At 70.3% G+C, this 15,474-nt stretch carries 11 protein-coding genes and 2 pseudogenes; 8 read left to right on the forward strand and 5 right to left on the reverse strand.

What is annotated here, in order from left to right; genetic code table 11:
- Positions 1-307 precede the first annotated feature (307 nt).
- Positions 308-463, reverse strand: a pseudogene (locus tag ACE4Q9_RS00395) (BtrH N-terminal domain-containing protein); the annotation flags it as partial.
- A 21-nt stretch (positions 464-484) separates the two neighbouring features.
- Here ACE4Q9_RS00395 and ACE4Q9_RS00400 point away from each other — a divergent pair.
- Positions 485-1,222 (forward strand): annotated as a pseudogene (locus ACE4Q9_RS00400) (DUF4872 domain-containing protein).
- 409 nt (positions 1,223-1,631) lie between these two features.
- Here ACE4Q9_RS00400 and ACE4Q9_RS00405 read toward each other — a convergent pair.
- Positions 1,632-2,444, reverse strand: coding sequence for a TSUP family transporter (locus ACE4Q9_RS00405; protein ID WP_397982157.1), 813 nt, complete (start codon positions 2,442-2,444; stop codon positions 1,632-1,634).
- 83 nt (positions 2,445-2,527) lie between these two features.
- On the opposite strand from ACE4Q9_RS00405, the gene ACE4Q9_RS00410 reads away from it, so the two are divergent.
- The 4 genes from ACE4Q9_RS00410 (at position 2,528) to ACE4Q9_RS00425 (ending at position 7,456) form a co-directional block, all read left to right on the forward strand.
- Positions 2,528-3,286 carry an AraC family transcriptional regulator gene (locus tag ACE4Q9_RS00410; protein ID WP_397982158.1) on the forward strand — a complete coding sequence of 253 codons (759 nt, stop codon included), beginning with the start codon at positions 2,528-2,530 and terminating at the stop codon, positions 3,284-3,286.
- A gap of 591 nt (positions 3,287-3,877) precedes the next feature.
- Positions 3,878-5,053, forward strand: a complete 1,176-nt coding sequence (locus tag ACE4Q9_RS00415) for a glutathione-independent formaldehyde dehydrogenase (RefSeq protein WP_397982159.1) — start codon at positions 3,878-3,880, stop codon at positions 5,051-5,053.
- Between the two features lie 292 nt (positions 5,054-5,345).
- Positions 5,346-6,284 carry an SRPBCC family protein gene (locus ACE4Q9_RS00420; RefSeq protein WP_397982160.1) on the forward strand — a complete coding sequence of 313 codons (939 nt, stop codon included), beginning with the start codon at positions 5,346-5,348 and terminating at the stop codon, positions 6,282-6,284.
- Positions 6,281-7,456 (forward strand): zinc-dependent alcohol dehydrogenase, encoded by a 1,176-nt coding sequence (locus ACE4Q9_RS00425; RefSeq protein WP_397982161.1) that lies wholly within the window; start codon positions 6,281-6,283, stop codon positions 7,454-7,456. Before ACE4Q9_RS00420 ends, ACE4Q9_RS00425 begins: the two co-directional genes overlap by 4 nt.
- A gap of 83 nt (positions 7,457-7,539) precedes the next feature.
- On the opposite strand, the gene ACE4Q9_RS00430 is transcribed toward ACE4Q9_RS00425, so the two are convergent.
- Positions 7,540-8,844, reverse strand: coding sequence for a helix-turn-helix domain-containing protein (locus tag ACE4Q9_RS00430; RefSeq protein ID WP_397982162.1), 1,305 nt, complete (start codon positions 8,842-8,844; stop codon positions 7,540-7,542).
- A 652-nt stretch (positions 8,845-9,496) separates the two neighbouring features.
- Here ACE4Q9_RS00430 and ACE4Q9_RS00435 point away from each other — a divergent pair.
- Entirely contained in the window at positions 9,497-10,054 is a 558-nt protein-coding gene (locus tag ACE4Q9_RS00435) for a hypothetical protein (RefSeq protein WP_397982163.1), read from the forward strand.
- 845 nt (positions 10,055-10,899) lie between these two features.
- Positions 10,900-12,870, forward strand: a complete 1,971-nt coding sequence (locus ACE4Q9_RS00440) for an acyl-CoA dehydrogenase (RefSeq protein ID WP_397982164.1) — start codon at positions 10,900-10,902, stop codon at positions 12,868-12,870.
- Positions 12,871-13,071: 201 nt separating this feature from the next.
- Here ACE4Q9_RS00440 and ACE4Q9_RS00445 read toward each other — a convergent pair whose 3' ends face one another.
- Positions 13,072-13,953 carry an NmrA family NAD(P)-binding protein gene (locus ACE4Q9_RS00445; RefSeq protein ID WP_397987076.1) on the reverse strand — a complete coding sequence of 294 codons (882 nt, stop codon included), beginning with the start codon at positions 13,951-13,953 and terminating at the stop codon, positions 13,072-13,074.
- Between the two features lie 123 nt (positions 13,954-14,076).
- Here ACE4Q9_RS00445 and ACE4Q9_RS00450 point away from each other — a divergent pair, with 123 nt between their 5' ends.
- Complete coding sequence (locus ACE4Q9_RS00450; RefSeq protein ID WP_397982165.1) at positions 14,077-14,976, forward strand: LysR family transcriptional regulator; 900 nt, start codon at positions 14,077-14,079, stop codon at positions 14,974-14,976.
- A 141-nt stretch (positions 14,977-15,117) separates the two neighbouring features.
- Here the strand turns inward: ACE4Q9_RS00450 and ACE4Q9_RS00455 are convergent, their stop codons facing one another.
- The gene (locus tag ACE4Q9_RS00455; RefSeq protein WP_397982166.1) at positions 15,118-15,456 is read right to left on the reverse strand and encodes a hypothetical protein; all 339 of its coding nucleotides are present in this window, start codon (positions 15,454-15,456) and stop codon (positions 15,118-15,120) included.
- Between the last annotated feature and the right edge of the window lie 18 nt (positions 15,457-15,474).

Consider the following 15,474-nt stretch of genomic DNA (forward strand, 5'->3'; position numbering starts at 1 on the left):
GGGCGCCTCGGTCGGCTGCCTGACAACGTTGCCATACACAGGTGTCGAGTGAAACGCCTGGGCTCACGGGGTGTCAACGAGGCCAACAGCGGTTTCTGAAAACGAAGTTCGCGGTGCGGGCGGCCGACGTGATGGTGGAGCGGCCGGGGCCGAGGCCCACCGGACGCCTGATCGGCTGACGTTGACCCTGGTGAACTGGGGATATTCGGGGCGGCCCCGGGTTGCACCCTTGGTTCGCCGACGACACGGCTCCCTTGACCGGACCAGCCGGAATCCGGCGGGGGGCCTTGGGGCACTTCCGACTCCTGTTCTTGCCGCTCCAGTAGATGAAGGACAGACCGGATCCCAGACCGAACAGCATGGGCTCGGACGGATCAAGACCCTGGTGCCTCAGCAGCACCCCCAAGGTTGTCGTCTCGCAGTGCTGCGCACCGCGGGCGTCGATGTCGATCACCGTGGTCATGCCATGCTCTCCCGGACCGGGATGACCACTCGGGTCATCAGTTCTTCTCGCGGTGCGTCCACCGGTCCGACGAGATACGCCTCGCGCACGGGTGCGGGCTTTCCCTTCCTCGGGGGGCGGGTCAAGCATTCGATCTCGCCAGAAACCTGGCAGTCAGGATCGGGCTGGAGCTCCTGGTCCAGGAGACCACCTCCCCACGGAAGGCACGGGAGAACGTGGCGGCCTCTGTTGACGCCGGCCGGGGCGCGGGCCGCACGCGGCCCGATGACTGCCAAGCACCGCTCCTTCCTTCGCAACGTTCCGAGGAACCTGCACGCCCCGCAGGAACAGCTCGTCCCCGCAATCACCGCCTGCGCGAACGCCTTCCTCAACCCGCCCATCGCCAACCTCGGTCACCGGGGTGTCGAGAAGGTCGGCAGGCTGGTGCGCGCATGGCTGCGGCGCACCGCCGACGCGGAACGGGACCTGCCACAGGCCGCCCTGCTGATGGAGAAGGCCGGCACCGGCGGCGCCCTGTTCCGCAATCTCTACCGCGGCTTCCTCGCCGAATGCACCGAGCTGCTCGACAGCAGCCACCTGCGCACCGGACACACGCTGTACAGCGAGGCGGCCGGCCTGTGGACGGAAGTAGCAGCACTGATCACGACGGCTGGTCGATCGGGCGATACGCAGTATCTCGTCCAGGCTGGCTCGGTCCTCGGTGACCTCTCACGGCTGAAGCGCGAGGCCATGCAAGCGCTGTGCCGCCTCGGGGAATGAGCTCCGGCATCAACCAGCCCTGATCGCGGCATGGACTCGGTAGCCGTGATGGTCACCGAGGGCAAAGAGGTCATCCGATGGGCCGACTCGACAGACGGCCGCGGTCCCGGCACTCGACACGGGTCTTCTGGTCCTAGGGTCAGGTGTGCCGTTGACTGATGCGCCGTCGGGTAGCGGCCGGCCCGATCGCGAGGTGCCTCGGTCCGCCCGGCAACGGCAGGACCTCTTGTGCAGCCAGGCGGCAACGACGTAGCGACGCCGAACCGGTGCGGCTGGGCGCCGCGCGCGAGGATCCCCCGCTCACCCACCGGCGTCTGCTCGCCCCCTCCTCGACACCGAGGCGGTCGGACGGGTGCTGTACGCGGACGGCTGGGGAGCGCCCGCGCCGCGGGTGCCGGCGTCCTCGAGGTCACGGGAGGCGGAGCAGCATGGCGGTGAGAACGAGGGCCAGCAGGGCGATGTAGCCCCGGGCGTGGACCCGGTCTGCGATACGGGGCGGCCTGCGGCGCAGCAGAACGATGACGGGCACGGCCCCCAGCAGGAGCAGTGCGACGGCCCCGAGGTCGACCGAACCGGCGGCGAGCAGGAGCGCATCGGTGTCCACCGTGTCGCCCGCCGCGGGGGCCGTCGTCAGGAAGATCGCGCAGGCGGGGGCGCTGATGCAGAAGGTGAGGGGATTGGCGAGTGCGGTGGCGGCGGCCATCGGCAGCCCGGAGCGGCGCAGCAGCGGCACCGTCAGCACGCTGCCGCCGACGCCGAGGAAAGAGGCCACCGAGCCGATCAGCAGGCCGAGCGCGGCGGGGACGGCGGCGGTGCTGTCCCCGGCCGGGCCGTCGTGCGCGGGGCGGAGGAAGCCCGGCCGTACGAGGACGTCGACGAGAGTGGCTGCCAGGTAGAGGACGAAGCCCCAGGTGATCAGCCTCGGGGGTGCGAACGTCGCCGCGTAGGCCCCGGCGAGCCCTCCGGCGCCGAGCAGCGCCAGCAGCGGGAGGCGGTGCCGTAGGCCGGTCAGCAGTGGTTTCGGCGTGGCGGCGGTGGCGACGGCCGCGTTGACGACCATGACGAGGGAGGACGTCGCCACGGCGACCGTCGAGGCGGCCGGGCCCGCGGCGGCGTCGGCCCAGACGACGACCGGAACGGTGACGAAGCCGCCGCCGAACCCGAAGAGCACGGTGGTCAGCCCGGTCAGGACGCCGATGGCGAGAAGGAGTACGACAGTCACCCGGTCAAGTTCAGCGGGCGATCCGGATGCCGACAATCGAAGGCAGACCCGATGCTTTCGACTTTCGGCCCTAGGCTGGCGGAATGCGCAATGTCTCCCTCGCCGAGCTGGACCACCTGCCCGCCGAGGTGCTCCCGATCGCGACCGACTACCCGCCCGGCACCCTGCTGACCTGGCACGAGCACCGGCGTGCGCAGTTCCTGTACGCAGCCACCGGGACGATGCTGGTGGAGACCGGCGAGGGGGCCTGGACGGTGCCGGGCGAGCGGGCCGTGCTCATCCCGCCCGGAACGCGCCACCAGGTGCGGATGCTGGACGTGCGCACGTCGAGCCTGTACATCGAGCCGGGGGCGGTGCCGTGGTGGCCGCGTTCCTGCCGGGTGGTCGAGGTGGCACCGCTGCTGCGCGAACTGCTCCTGGCCGCCGCCGACCTCGACGCCGACTACGCGGCCCGCGACCGGGACGGCGCGCTCGTCGCGCTGGTCCTCTGCGAGCTGGCGACGCTCACCGAGGTGCCCCTGCACATCGTCCTGCCGCACGAGGCCCCCTTCGACGAGCTGTGCCGCAGCTATCTGGCCGGCCCGGACATCGCGGTGACGAACGCCATGTGGGCGCGGGCCGCCTCGATGAGCGAACGCGCCTTCACACGCGGCTTCCGGCGGCTGACGGGCGTGAGTCCCGCGGCCTGGCGGTCCAGGGCCAGACTGCTGGCCGCCATCCCGCTGCTGCGCCACAAGTCCGTGACGCAGGTGTCGGCGCTGCTCGGCTATTCCTCCCCGGCCGCGTTCTCCTACGCCTTCTCCCGCGCCTTCTCGGTGCCCCCGTCGTCATTGGGAAACTGAGCGACGGCGGGCCGCGCCGGCCCGCGCGGGCATCTGCCCGCACACATCAACTCTTCTGCCCTACAGGCGCGTTCGGCTCCCCTGGCGGAGGGCCGTCAGCCCGTGGTCTCGACGCCGAGGGCGGCGAGCAGGACGCGGACGCGCGAGCCGGACCTCGGCCCGGCCGAGACACTCGTCGCGGCGGGCAGGCCCTCTGTGGTGACCGGTCCGGCCGTCGTCCTCCGCAGTCGGCTGGCTCACGGCCCGAGACACTGAAGGGGGCTGGTACGACTGGCACCGTGCCGACGGAGATTTCGGGCCACGCATCGGGTCACACCACCGGCAACCGTCCTGTGTCATCGCCGGTGCATCGTATGGCTGTTTTACGCCGGCCACCGACGGGGACCCGCACAGCACGCCACTGGAGTGCCGAAGCTCCGTATGGCGAGCCGGTGGCGGTTCCACCGTCCATCCGATTCGGGTGCACGGCCCGCAGAGGCGCGCCGGAGCCGGCCACGGACGTCGCATGGCGATTTCCTGGAGTTGAGGCTTTTCGTGCCGTCTCGCTGATCGCCGTGCCGTGGCCGTGCCACGGCACCGAGAGAAGTCATCATGAAAGCAGCGGTATATGAAGGACCGCGAACGGTTGCGGTGAAGGACGTACCGGACGCGAAGATCGAACACCCCTGCGACATCATCGTCAAGATAACCACCACCAACATCTGCGGTTCGGACCTCCACATGTACGAGGGCCGCACCTCGTTCGAGTCCGGCCGGACCCTGGGACACGAGAACCTGGGCCAGGTGGTGGAGGTCGGCCCGGCCGTCCGCAAGGTCCAGGTCGGCGAGTACGTGGTCCTGCCCTTCAACATCGCCTGCGGCTTCTGCAAGCAGTGCGAGCAGGGCCTGACCAACTACTGCCTGACCATGCAGCCGGAACCGGCCCTCGCCGGAGCCGCCTACGGCTTTGCCGACATGGGCCCCTACCAGGGCGGCCAGGCGGAGCTGCTGCGCGTGCCCTACGGCGACTTCAACGCGCTGCGGCTGGGCGAGGACGCCGCCGAGCGGCAGACCGACTACGTGATGCTCGCCGACATCTTCCCCACCGGCTACCACGCCACCGAGATGGCCCACGTCAAACCGGGCGACCAGACCATCGTCTTCGGGGCCGGTCCCGTCGGGCTGATGGCGACCTACTCCGCCCTCCTCAAGGGCGCCGGCCGCGTCTGGACGGCCGACCACCAGCCCGACCGGCTGCGCAAGGCGGAGGAGATCGGGGCCATCCCGATCAACACCGCCGAGCAGGACCCCGCGGAGGTCGTCAAGGAGGCCACCCTCGGTCTGGGTGCCGACAACGGCTGCGAGTGCGTCGGCTACCAGGCGCACGATCCCCAGGGCCACGAGGACGCCAGCCTCACGCTCAACGGCCTGATCGACGCGGTCAGGTTCACCGGCGACATCGGCGTGGTGGGCGTGTTCCTGCCCCAGGACCCCGGCGGCCAGGAGGCCCAGGGCGAGCTGGAGGCCCAGGGCAAGGTCCCGATCGACTTCGGCATGATGTGGTTCAAGGGCCAGCGGATGGGGACCGGGCAGGCGCCGGTGAAGAAGTACAACCGGGCGCTGCGGGACCTGATCGCCGGCGGGAAGGCGGAGCCGAGCTTCGTCGTCTCCCACGAGCTCGGCCTGGACGAGGCCCCCACCGCCTACGAGCACTTCGACGCCCGCGACGAGGGCTGGACCAAGGTCGTCCTGCATCCGAACGGACACGGCAACGGCCACAAACAGTAGAGAGCCGGGGGCCCACCGCCCTCGGGCCGGGCCGGCCGACCACCGGAATTCCAGCCCCGGCTGCGGCCAGGGCTGGTAGGCCGTCGCCTGCGATCCCGTGAGACTGGGCAGCGTCGGTCGGACGCGTTCGGCGCGGTGGTAGGAACGGCGGGGCCGCCCCGCCCGGCCACGAAGCGCCGCAACCGAGGATTGGGGGCGGAGTCCGCGGAAACCCCTGCGTTGTCCGCTGTGCCGTCGCCCTCTGGTCAAGCGACCCGCCTTCCGGTCACGTCACCGCACGTGGGGAGCAGTCATGAACACGGATATCCGCTCCACCTCCCGCCTCAGGCACGATCCGCTCGTGCGGGGACTGGGCTGGGCCAGCGCGCTCCTGGGCGTGCCGCAGGTCGTCGCGCCGGCGGGCTTCGCCCACGTCCTGGGCGTGGACGGCACCTTCCGGCATCGCTCGGCCACGACCGTGGTCGGTGTGCGCGAGCTCGCGGCGGCGACCGGGCTGCTGGGGCGGCCGCATCCCGCCTGGCTCTGGGGCCGCGTCGGCGGCGATCTCATGGATCTCACGATGCTGGCCCAAGCTCTCAGGAACCACAACGGTCGTGGTCTCGGCCGCACTGTTGCCGCGACCGCCGCGGTCACAGCCATCACGGTCACGGACGTCTACGCGGCCGTGACCCGCACCCGTAGGAGCACCCCCATGGAACTGACCGCGGCCACCACCGTCGCCGAACCCCCGGACGAGGTCTACGCCCTCTGGAAGGACCTGAAGCGACTGCCCGACTTCATGGCGCACCTGGACGAGGTGCGCGTCACCGGCCCGCGCACCACTCACTGGCAAGCCAGCGCACCGTTCGGCAAGACTGTCGAATGGGACGCCGAGACCACCCAGGACGTCCCCGGTCGGCTGATCGCCTGGCAGTCGGTGGACGGCGCCGACATCGACAACTCAGGCGACGTCCGCTTCATGCCCGCCCCCGGCGGCCGGGGCACCGAGATCCGGGTGACCCTGCGCTACGAACTGCCCGGCGGAGCGCTGGGCAAGGCCGCGGCGCGTTACTTCGGCGAGGAACCGCACCAGCAACTGGACGACGACCTCCGCCGCTTCAAGCAGATCGCGGAGACCGGCGAGGTCGTCCGCTCCGAGGGCGCGCCCGGCGGCAAGCAGGCCCGCGGCGAATTCCCGCAGCACCCGGCCCGGCCACTGACCGAGGACGAACTGAAGGAGGCCCTGGCATGAAGGCCAACTGCTGGGCTGGACGCAACTCGGTCGAGGTGCAGGACGTCCCCGAACCGTCGATCCTTAACAGCCGCGACGCCATCGTGAAGATCACTTCGACGGCGATCTGCGGCTCCGACCTCCATCTGCTCGACGGCTACGTGCCCACCATGGAAAAGGGCGACATCATGGGCCACGAGTTCATGGGAGAGATCGTCGAGGTGGGCCCCGGCATCAGCGACAGCGGACTGCGCGTCGGTGACCGGGTCGTCGTACCCTTCCCCATCGCCTGCGGCGCCTGCGCGTCTTGCCGCGCGGAGCTGTACTCGTGCTGCGAGAACACCAACCCCAACGCCGGCATCTCGGAGAAGTTCTTCGGCCATCACACCGCCGGCATCTACGGCTACTCCCACCTCACCGGCGGTTTCGCCGGCGGTCAGGCCGAGTACGCCCGCGTGGTGCTGGCCGATGCCAACGCCCTCAAGATCGAGTCGGACCTCACCGACGAGCAGGTGCTGTTCCTGTCCGACATCCTGCCGACCGGGTACATGGGCGCCGACATGTGCGACATCCAGGAAGGTGATGTCGTCGCCGTCTGGGGCGCCGGTCCGGTCGGCCAGTTCGCCATGGACAGCGCACGGGTCCTGGGCGCGCAGGAGGTCATCGCGATCGACAAGGAGACCTACCGGCTCGACATGGCGGCCGCCCAGGGATACACGACCATCAACTTCGAGGACACCGACGTACGCTCGGCGCTGCTCGAACTCACCGGCGGCCGGGGCCCCGACAAGTGCATCGACGCGGTCGGCCTGGAGGCCACTCATGGCGCCTCGCACATCCACCTCTACGACCGCGCCAAGCAGGCGGTCCGCTCCGAGACCGACCGGCCACACGCTTTGCGGCAGGCCATTCTGTCCTGCCGCAGCGGAGGCGTGGTGTCGGTCATCGGCGTCTACGGCGGGCTGATCGACAAGTTCCCCGCTGGTGCCTGGATGAACAGGTCCCTGACCCTGCGCACCGGACAGTGCCACGTGCAGAAGTACATGAAACCGCTGCTGGGCCTGATCGAGCAGGGCAAGATCGACCCCACCCGGGTCATCACGCACCGGCTGCCGCTGACCGAGGCACCGACCGGCTACGACCTGTTCAAGAACAAGAAGGACCACTGCGAGAAGGTCGTCCTCACCCCCTGACGGCCGCGCCGCGGGCTGCCGCCGTACGTGGGCCCGACGCCGACGCGCCGGGCCAGCCGCAGCCCACCGGAGACGCGGCGGGGTCATGTGTCCGCCGTGGTGGCCGATGAAGCGGTATGTGGGACTGCGCTCCCCTCGGCCAGGTCAAGGGCCCGTTGTGCCAGCCACTGGTCGTGGACGGCACTGGGGGAACGCAGCAGGGAGCGTTGGAGCAATGTTTCGCTCCGTTCCAGGCGCTTGCGTACCGCCGATGCCGAGACGGACAGCGCGGCAGCGGTCGGCACGATGCGTCCATCGAGGCGGAGCCACGTGGTGAGCGTCCGCGCTACCGAGACCGGGACGCCCGGTGCTCGTACGGGACCGAACTGTCGGTGCGCCCACGCCACGACGTGGGGCAGCGCAAGAAGTCCGTCCAAGGTGGGAGCCCGTCCCACGGCACCTGCCGTGCGGTGCTCCGGCTGGGAGGGGCTGCCCGCGCCGATCACACGAAGTGCGAGAGCCAGTGCGGCCTGGTCGGACAACCGCTCCAGGTCAAGGCCCGATAACCTCTGCACAAGGGTGAGACGCGCCGCCAGGGTGTTGCGGTGGATCTTGAGATGGGTCGTCGCCTTGGAGGAGAAACTGAGCCATGACGCGGTCGTGGCCAGCAGTTCCGCGCTGTCCGGGTCCTGCGGACGCCGCGCACGGTAGGCACGCATCGGCGCGAGGAAGACCGCTGCCCAAGCCTCCGCGGCCGGCCCGATGGTGAGGGCAAGGTCGGGGTGGTTCGCGAACGTCGCACGCCGCTCCGCACTGTGACGTGCTGCGGCCAGGGCGTGGAAGGCCTGCGCGTAGCCGATCGCGGTGTCCCGTAAAGGCACCGGGTCACTCACCCCGATGCAGCAGGTCTCCGCCACCGAACGAGGCCAGACCGGCTCGACGGCCATGCCGGCAGGAGAGGCGCAGTCGGCCGGCGCGAGCACCACCAGATGGTTGGCGTACACGGGACACGGCACGACCCACGCACCGTCGACCGCCTTGGCCCACGTGTCCGCGACCGCCCTGCGTACCGTGTGCGGCCCCTCGATGACGTAGAGCCGCAGCACATCGGGCAGCGCGGGCCGCAGTGCCCCCGCGACCAGGCGTGCGGTGGTCACCTGACCGTTCATCAGCAGGTGCACGACGGCCTCCCGGACCCGCGCGTCGGCGTCCCGGAGCCGACGCTGCTGCTGCCGGGTGCGCTCCAGTTGCCAGCACAGGCTGAGACCGGATGCGGCGTCCGCGAGCAGGAGCAGCAGGCCGGGGGGCATCGGCCGTGCCACCACGGCCGCGAGGAAGGGCGCGCGAACGCCTGGTGGGCCGTCGAGAGGAAGGACGACGCACGTGAGGTCCTGCTCGTCGAGGGTCACGGACCTGCACCCTCGAGCAGAGGCCTTCCGGATCCCTTGCAGCACGAGATCCTGCTCGGCCCTGCCGAGGGGCTGCGGGGGCGGGCAGGCTGGAGCGCCCGAGCGGTCCGCCAGGAGGACGGCGGCCCCGGTACGGCCGGCCAGCCAGCGGAGCAGCAGCGCGCTGCCACCCATTCGAGCCGCGCGCTGCATGTCCAGCACGTCATCGGCCCGCCGAGCCGGTGCCGGTGCCGTCGTGGCCGTACGCGGATCATGACCGTGCATGTCACTCCCCCGAGAGACTGCCGACTCCGTTCGGCCAGAGCGTATCCGGGGCTCCGCCAGGCGGACAGAGGGGCTCGCTGTGCGCTCTGGCACCGGAGGGGCCGCCTCACTGTGCAACGGCGTCCTTCGCACCGCCTTCGTCCGCCGTAGTCTCTGCCCTGCCCGTCCGACACGGGAGTACAGGGGGGAACGAACGGGGACCCCGTCCTGCTCTGGGACTACTACTCCCCGACCCTCCCGGCCGGGCGGCACGGGGACGCGCCCCAGAACGGGAACTGGACCTGACCGCCAACCGAGGGCTGTGGCTGTGCCGGCTGTCCTCGGCCGTGCCACTCCCCTCCCCCGGGCCTGACCCGGACCGGGGCCTTCGTCAGACAAGGAGCACACCGTGCCCTCTTTCGTGCCTCTGATCGGAACAACCCGGCTGGCCCTCGCCGCCGCGGTCGTACTGCCGATGACCTGCCTCGGGGTTGTCGCATCATCCCCGTCGGCCCACGCCTGCGGCTCCAGCGCCATGGCCGGCTCGCGCACGCTCACCGACAGCAGAGACGGTTGGCCGCTGGGGACGATCACTCTCTACTACGACTCGTGCCGACGGTCCACCTGGGCGGAGTTGGACGTCGACTACAACAGCATGGACTGCCACTTCCCGTCCGGCCCGGGTTGGTGGCTCGCGGTCGACCTCGTCGACCAGAACGGTCACGTCGTCTCGCACGGTGACTCCGACGGATTCAAGCGCTGGTACGGCGTCGTCAGTGCGTCTCAGCCCATCGACAACTACCCGGCGCCCAAGTCCTTCCAGGCTCGGGCCTGGGTACGTACCGCCTACTCGGACGGCAGCCAGGAGAACAGCGTGTTCTTCGACTCGGACTGGCACCAGTACTCGACCGGGGGCGATCCGGGAGGCGGTTGGGACGCCGCCCTCGACAGCCAGAGCATCTGCTAGAGAATCGTGACGTGCCGATCACGAGGAACGCCACCGAGATCAGGCACAGGATCGGGGTGACCCGAGCATGCCCCGGCCCACCGGATCACCGCGCCCAGGGCCGGGGCCCGTGGCACTGTGCCCCGTGGGGCCGCGCGGACGTGCGAGAACTCGATCGCTGCCCGAGACCGGTCCAGCTGATTCTTCCGGATGTGTGAACGCCGGGGCGTCCCGGTCGTGGGCGACCGCGCCTGCATCGGAGCCAGCCGCTGGGCCACCGCCGCCGCCCGCCAGACGGCGAACTCGCGCCGTTCGAACGGACGCTGAGCCGCGCACTCGCCCGTGCTCCCGTCGGAACGAGGCGTCGCCCGACTGCTCCGTACATCGCCGTGTTCGTCGAACCGGCTCGTGACCGCGACATGTCGGTCAAGCAGACGTACACGGACAGGGACTTCGGACGCACCGGGTACCTGGTGCCGCCCTCCGCAGCCGATCGCGCGTCTGCTGCCGGGGAGGACGTGTTCAGGCTGAGCCTCGCAGCACCAGCCGCGCATGGTCTGCCGCCCGAACGCGAGGTAGTGCAGGCGGTGCGTGACCACCTCGAGGATTCCTGCGGATACGGCAGCGCCGCCGGGCGCCCCGATGCCCGTGACGCGGTGGTCCGCATGGGATGGATGGCACTGACCGGGCGCCGCGGTCCCGTCCGACTACGTCGCTGCGCTCGACGCCCTTGTGTCGGTGCGGCTGTGCCCGTATCTCCCCGTCCTGGCGTGAACCGCGCACCGGTCCCGAGCCCCCGTGCCGACCGCCGCGGGCGCCGGGCGGCCGTGCCGGTTGATCGTCGCGGCTCGGGGTAGCGAAGCGGCATGGCCACCGAAAACACTTCCGTTCCCGCCATCGGCCCGCTCCAGCCCCGGATCGACGTGCCGTCCCTCAGGGCGGTCCTCGATGGCGAGTACGCCGAGATCCGGGACCTCGTCCGGACGAACCTGGTCACCCATGCCGCCGTCCTCGACGAGGCCGACTCGCTCGGCATCGACGCGTTCCGCGAGAGGGTCCGCGATGTCGTCGTCCAGCTGGCCGCGACCGGTCAGACCGGCATGGGCTTCCCCGCCGCCTATGGTGGCGGGGACGATGTCGGCGCGTCGATCGCCGCCTTCGAGACCCTGGCGTTCGGTGACCTCTCCGTCCTCGTGAAGGTCGGCGTCCAGTTCGGGCTCTTCGGCGGAGCCATCCTGCATCTCGGCACCGATCACCACCACAAGACGTACCTGCCGCGCCTCGTGACCGGAGAGCTGATGGGCTGCTTCGCCATGACCGAGGTGGGTCACGGTTCCAACGTCCAGGCGCTCGGCACCATCGCCCGCTACGACCCCGAGAACCGGGATTTCGTCCTCACCACCCCAGACGAGCAGGCGCGCAAGGACTACATCGGCAACGCCGCCCGCCACGCCGAACTCGCCGTCGTCTTCGCCCAGCTGGAGGTGGACGGCCGGTGTGAGGGCGTCCACGCCTTCGTCGTCCCCCTCCGGTCCGGCGGCCGGGTCCTGCCCGGTGTCTCCATCGAGGACGACGGCCGGAAGATGGGCCTCAACGGCGTCGACAACGGCCGCATCCGCTTCGACGGTGTACGCGTCCCCCGCGAGGCGCTCCTCGACCGCTTCGCCCGGGTCACTCCCGAAGGCGTCTATGAGAGCGCCATCGAGAACCCCGACCGACGCTTCTTCACCATGCTCGGCACCCTCGTGCAGGGCCGGGTCAGCGTCGCCGGAGCTGGCGTCGGCGTCGCCAAGGTCGCACTGGCAGTCGCCATCAAGTACGCGGACCGTCGACGCCAGTTCAAGGCGTCTCCAGGCACCGCGGAACAGGTACTCCTCGACTACGGCCTCCACCAGCGACGGCTGCTGCCCCTCCTGGCCCGCACCTACGCACTGCACTTCGCCCAGGACGTCGTACGAGCCCAGCTGCACGAGGTCTTCTCCGGCGTCGACGACGACCCGCAGGCACGGCGCCGCCTCGAGTCGCGGGCCGCCGGCATAAAGGCTCTCGCCACCTCGCACGCCACCCGCGTCGTCCAGGAGTGCCGCGAGGCGTGCGGCGGCGCCGGCTACCTGGCCGTGAACCGCTTCGCCGCCCTCAAACGCGACAGCGACGTCTTCACCACCTTCGAGGGCGACAACCACGTGCTCCTCCAGCTCGTGGCCAAGGGCCTGCTCACCGACCACGCGAGCGAGTTCGAGGACCTCGACCAGCTCGGCATGGTCCGCTACGTCACCGGCCTCGCCGTCGAGACCGTCATCGAGCGGACCTCGGCGCACAAGCTCCTCGAACGCGTCCATGACCTGCTGCCTGGCGGCGATGCATGGGACCGGGAAGCCGGACTCCTCGACTCGGAGTATCAGCTCGCCATGGTCCGCTTCCGCGAGGAGCACATGCTCGCCGGACTCGCCCGCCGCATCAAGCGCCGCATAGACCGGCAGGACGAACCCGGCGCGGTCTTCTCGCATGTCCAGGACCACGTCATCGCCCTCGCCCGGGCCCACGTCGAACGGCTGGTCACGGAAGCCTTCGTCGACAAGGTGCGCGCTCTTCCCGAAGGTGCCGAGAAGGATGCCCTGGGCCTGCTGCGGGACCTGTTCGCGCTCTCGACCATCGAAGCCGACCGCGCTTGGTTCATGGAACATGGCCGGCTGACCGTCCAGAGGTCCAAGGCGATCAGCCGCGAGGTGAACGACCTCTGCCGCAAGGTGCGCCCCCTCGCCGTCGGCCTCGTCGACGCCTGGGGCATCCCGGCCGCCGTCCTGCGGGCACCGGGCCTCGTCGGCCCAGCCGACTGAAGTGCCCACCACCCTCCTCTGTCTGCCGACTGGGTGAGCGGGCACGTAGCCCTACCGGATTCCGGAACGCCCTCGTGGACGACGGGAGCGGGCAGGAGCCGGACAAGCGGTCGCCGAATTTTCGTTCCAGTCCCCTACCGACAGCAGTTGTCCGCCCCCGGGACGGCTCCTGCGCCACGGCGCACGCTGACCAGCGTGACGTCAGGACCGGGCGTCACGCTTGAGGTTGTCCTGGCACCACTGGCGGAATCCGGTGGCGGCGACGGAGTCCGGATCGCGAAGTTCGGTGTCGTAGATCCCGTTGTTCTGCGCCTCGACCATGTCCGCCATGTCCTGTGCAAGCGCCGGGCTCGCGCCGCCCCGCACCATCGCGGTCCGGAAGTCCGCGAGCGGGACCTGGTGATAGCGGACGGTACGGCCCAGGACCTCGGAGATGACCTCAGCCATGGCGTCGGGGGTCAAATTGTCGGGGCCGACCAAGGGGACGCGGGCCTGCCCGCTCCACGAAGTGTCGAGGAGGAGCGCTGCAGCGGCGGCGGCGACGTCCCGGGTGGCGACGGTCGGCAGCGGCCGGTCCGCTGCGTTCGCCATGGAGAAAGTCCCCTGTTCCTTGATCGTCGGGGCCTGGCGGAGGAGGTTTTCCATGAAGAACGGCAGGGCCAACGCCCGGTAGGCAACGCCGCTGGATTCGATCAGCTCGTCCATGGCGAACGCAGCCGAAAGGAGACCGGCCTCGCCCTGGTAGCCGCGGCCCAGGGAGGTGACGCCCACCACCCGCACGCCCCGGGTTGCCGCTTCCTGGCAGGCGGACCGGGTGAAGTTCAGGTAGTAACCCCTGGCGCTGTCAGCATCACGGAACCCGGCCGGGGGCACGAGCCAGAACAACCGGTCGGCGCCCGCGAGCGCCTTCGTGATCGTGGCGGCGTCGCCGTGGGAGCCCTGCACCACCTCGGCCTGTGCGCGCACGCGCGCCGACAACCGGGAGGGGTCACGGACGATCACACGGACCGCCTCGCCGCCATCCAGGACGCGGTCCACGACCTGTCGGCCGATGTCGCCGGTCGGCGTGGTGATTACGATCATGAATTCCTCCGTGAAAGACGGTCGACGGCAAAAGCCCGAGGGGCTCGCCCATTGCTTCCGAGTCAACCGGGGGCGGAGGTGCAGGTGAAGGACCAACCTGGTCGCCATTGATACCCTAGGGATATGAATGACCTCGAGGTGCGGCAGCTGCGGTACTTCGTCGCGGTCGCGGAGGAGCTGCACTTCGGACGCGCCGCCTCCAGGTTGGACATGGCGCAGCCCCCGTTGTCCCGCACCATCCGGGACATGGAGCGGCAGCTCGGTGTGGCGCTCTTCGAGCGGACTACCCGGCAGGTGAAGCTAACCGCGGCCGGGGAGGTCCTGCTCCGCGATGCCCGGACCGCCCTGGAGGCGGTCACCGCCGCCGCCCACCGGGCCCGGCGGGCAGGCAGTGTGTCGCCGCGGCTGCGGATCGCTCTCAAGGCGGACGTCGACGGTGGTCTGCTGCCGCAAATCCTCGACACCTACGGCGCCGACGAGACGTCCCTGCCGCCCGAGCTGGTCCTCGGAGGTTTTGGCGAGCAGCCGCAGGCACTGCGCGAGGGGCTCGCTGACGTCGGACTCGTACTGTGCCCCTTCGACAGCCGCGGCCTGGACAGCGAGTCGCTGCTTACCGAGCCGGTCCTGGTCGCCCTGGCCGCCGCCGATCCGTTGGCCGCCCGGACCCGGCTGAGCCTGGACGACCTGGCCGGCCGCGAGCTCCCCGACGGCTCACCGGCCGACCGTGGCCGGCCGGTCGAGCACGCCCCTCAGCCCGGGGCGGCGCGGTCGGCATCGAACCTGTCGGAGATCTTCAGTCTCGTCGAGACAGGTAGCATCGTGTTCTTCGCACCCGCCTCGGTAGCGCGACGCTACCCGCGACCCGGCATCTCCTACCGCCCGGTCAGCGACCTCCCGGACGCCACCCTGGCCGTCGCCTGGCCCCAGGACGCGCGCTCACCGGCCGTCGCTGCCTTTGTGCGCGCCGCCTGCACCGTCGCCGCCGCGCAGGCAGAACCCCCCGGGCAGCGCGCCACACTCTGAGCCGCGCCCGCCTCGATCTGGTGCCACCGTTCCCCAGCGCCCCCGCAGCTCCCCACATGCGCCCCCTCGCCAGACTCGCCCTGCGCGACCGCGAGCACCCGTCAGCCGAGAGAAGGAGGAGGAACGTCGTCCGACAGGGCACTAGGTTCTGCGGCGCCAGCTGTGAAAGAACAGCGGAATCGACAGCAGGAGCAGGGCTCCTTCGACGGCCAGGCTGACCAGCCCCAGCGGCTCGGTCCAATTGCCCATGTCATCGCGGTAGTCGGGTAGCCCCGGCCCCCTGGAGAGGATGTAACCCAGCAGGGGCCCGACGGCTACCCCGACTGCCAGCAGCCATCCCAGTCGGACACGACCGATCAGGAGCAGCACGGCGACGAGCACGGCCGCGACCTCCAGGACGTGATAGGCGACGCCGATGTAATGGGGATCCCTCGTCGCCGTGATGCCGCCTTGATCCACGACATGGACGGTGGCCACCACGAGGCACAGCAGAGCTCC

The sequence above is a fragment of the Streptomyces sp. AM6-12 genome (assembly GCF_044327085.1).
Classification (GTDB): Bacteria; Actinomycetota; Actinomycetes; order Streptomycetales; family Streptomycetaceae; genus Streptomyces.

What these genes read in the sequence shown, in the direction of transcription:
- ACE4Q9_RS00410 (WP_397982158.1), top strand. Translation starts at nt 2,528, where the DNA reads ATGCGCAATGTCTCCCTCGCCGAGCTGGACCACCTGCCCGCCGAGGTG.
- ACE4Q9_RS00415 (WP_397982159.1), top strand. Translation starts at nt 3,878, where the DNA reads ATGAAAGCAGCGGTATATGAAGGACCGCGAACGGTTGCGGTGAAGGAC.
- ACE4Q9_RS00420 (WP_397982160.1), top strand. Translation starts at nt 5,346, where the DNA reads ATGAACACGGATATCCGCTCCACCTCCCGCCTCAGGCACGATCCGCTC.
- ACE4Q9_RS00425 (WP_397982161.1), top strand. Translation starts at nt 6,281, where the DNA reads ATGAAGGCCAACTGCTGGGCTGGACGCAACTCGGTCGAGGTGCAGGAC.
- ACE4Q9_RS00440 (WP_397982164.1), top strand. Translation starts at nt 10,900, where the DNA reads ATGGCCACCGAAAACACTTCCGTTCCCGCCATCGGCCCGCTCCAGCCC.
- ACE4Q9_RS00445 (WP_397987076.1), bottom strand. Translation starts at nt 13,953, where the DNA reads ATGATCGTAATCACCACGCCGACCGGCGACATCGGCCGACAGGTCGTG.
- ACE4Q9_RS00450 (WP_397982165.1), top strand. Translation starts at nt 14,077, where the DNA reads ATGAATGACCTCGAGGTGCGGCAGCTGCGGTACTTCGTCGCGGTCGCG.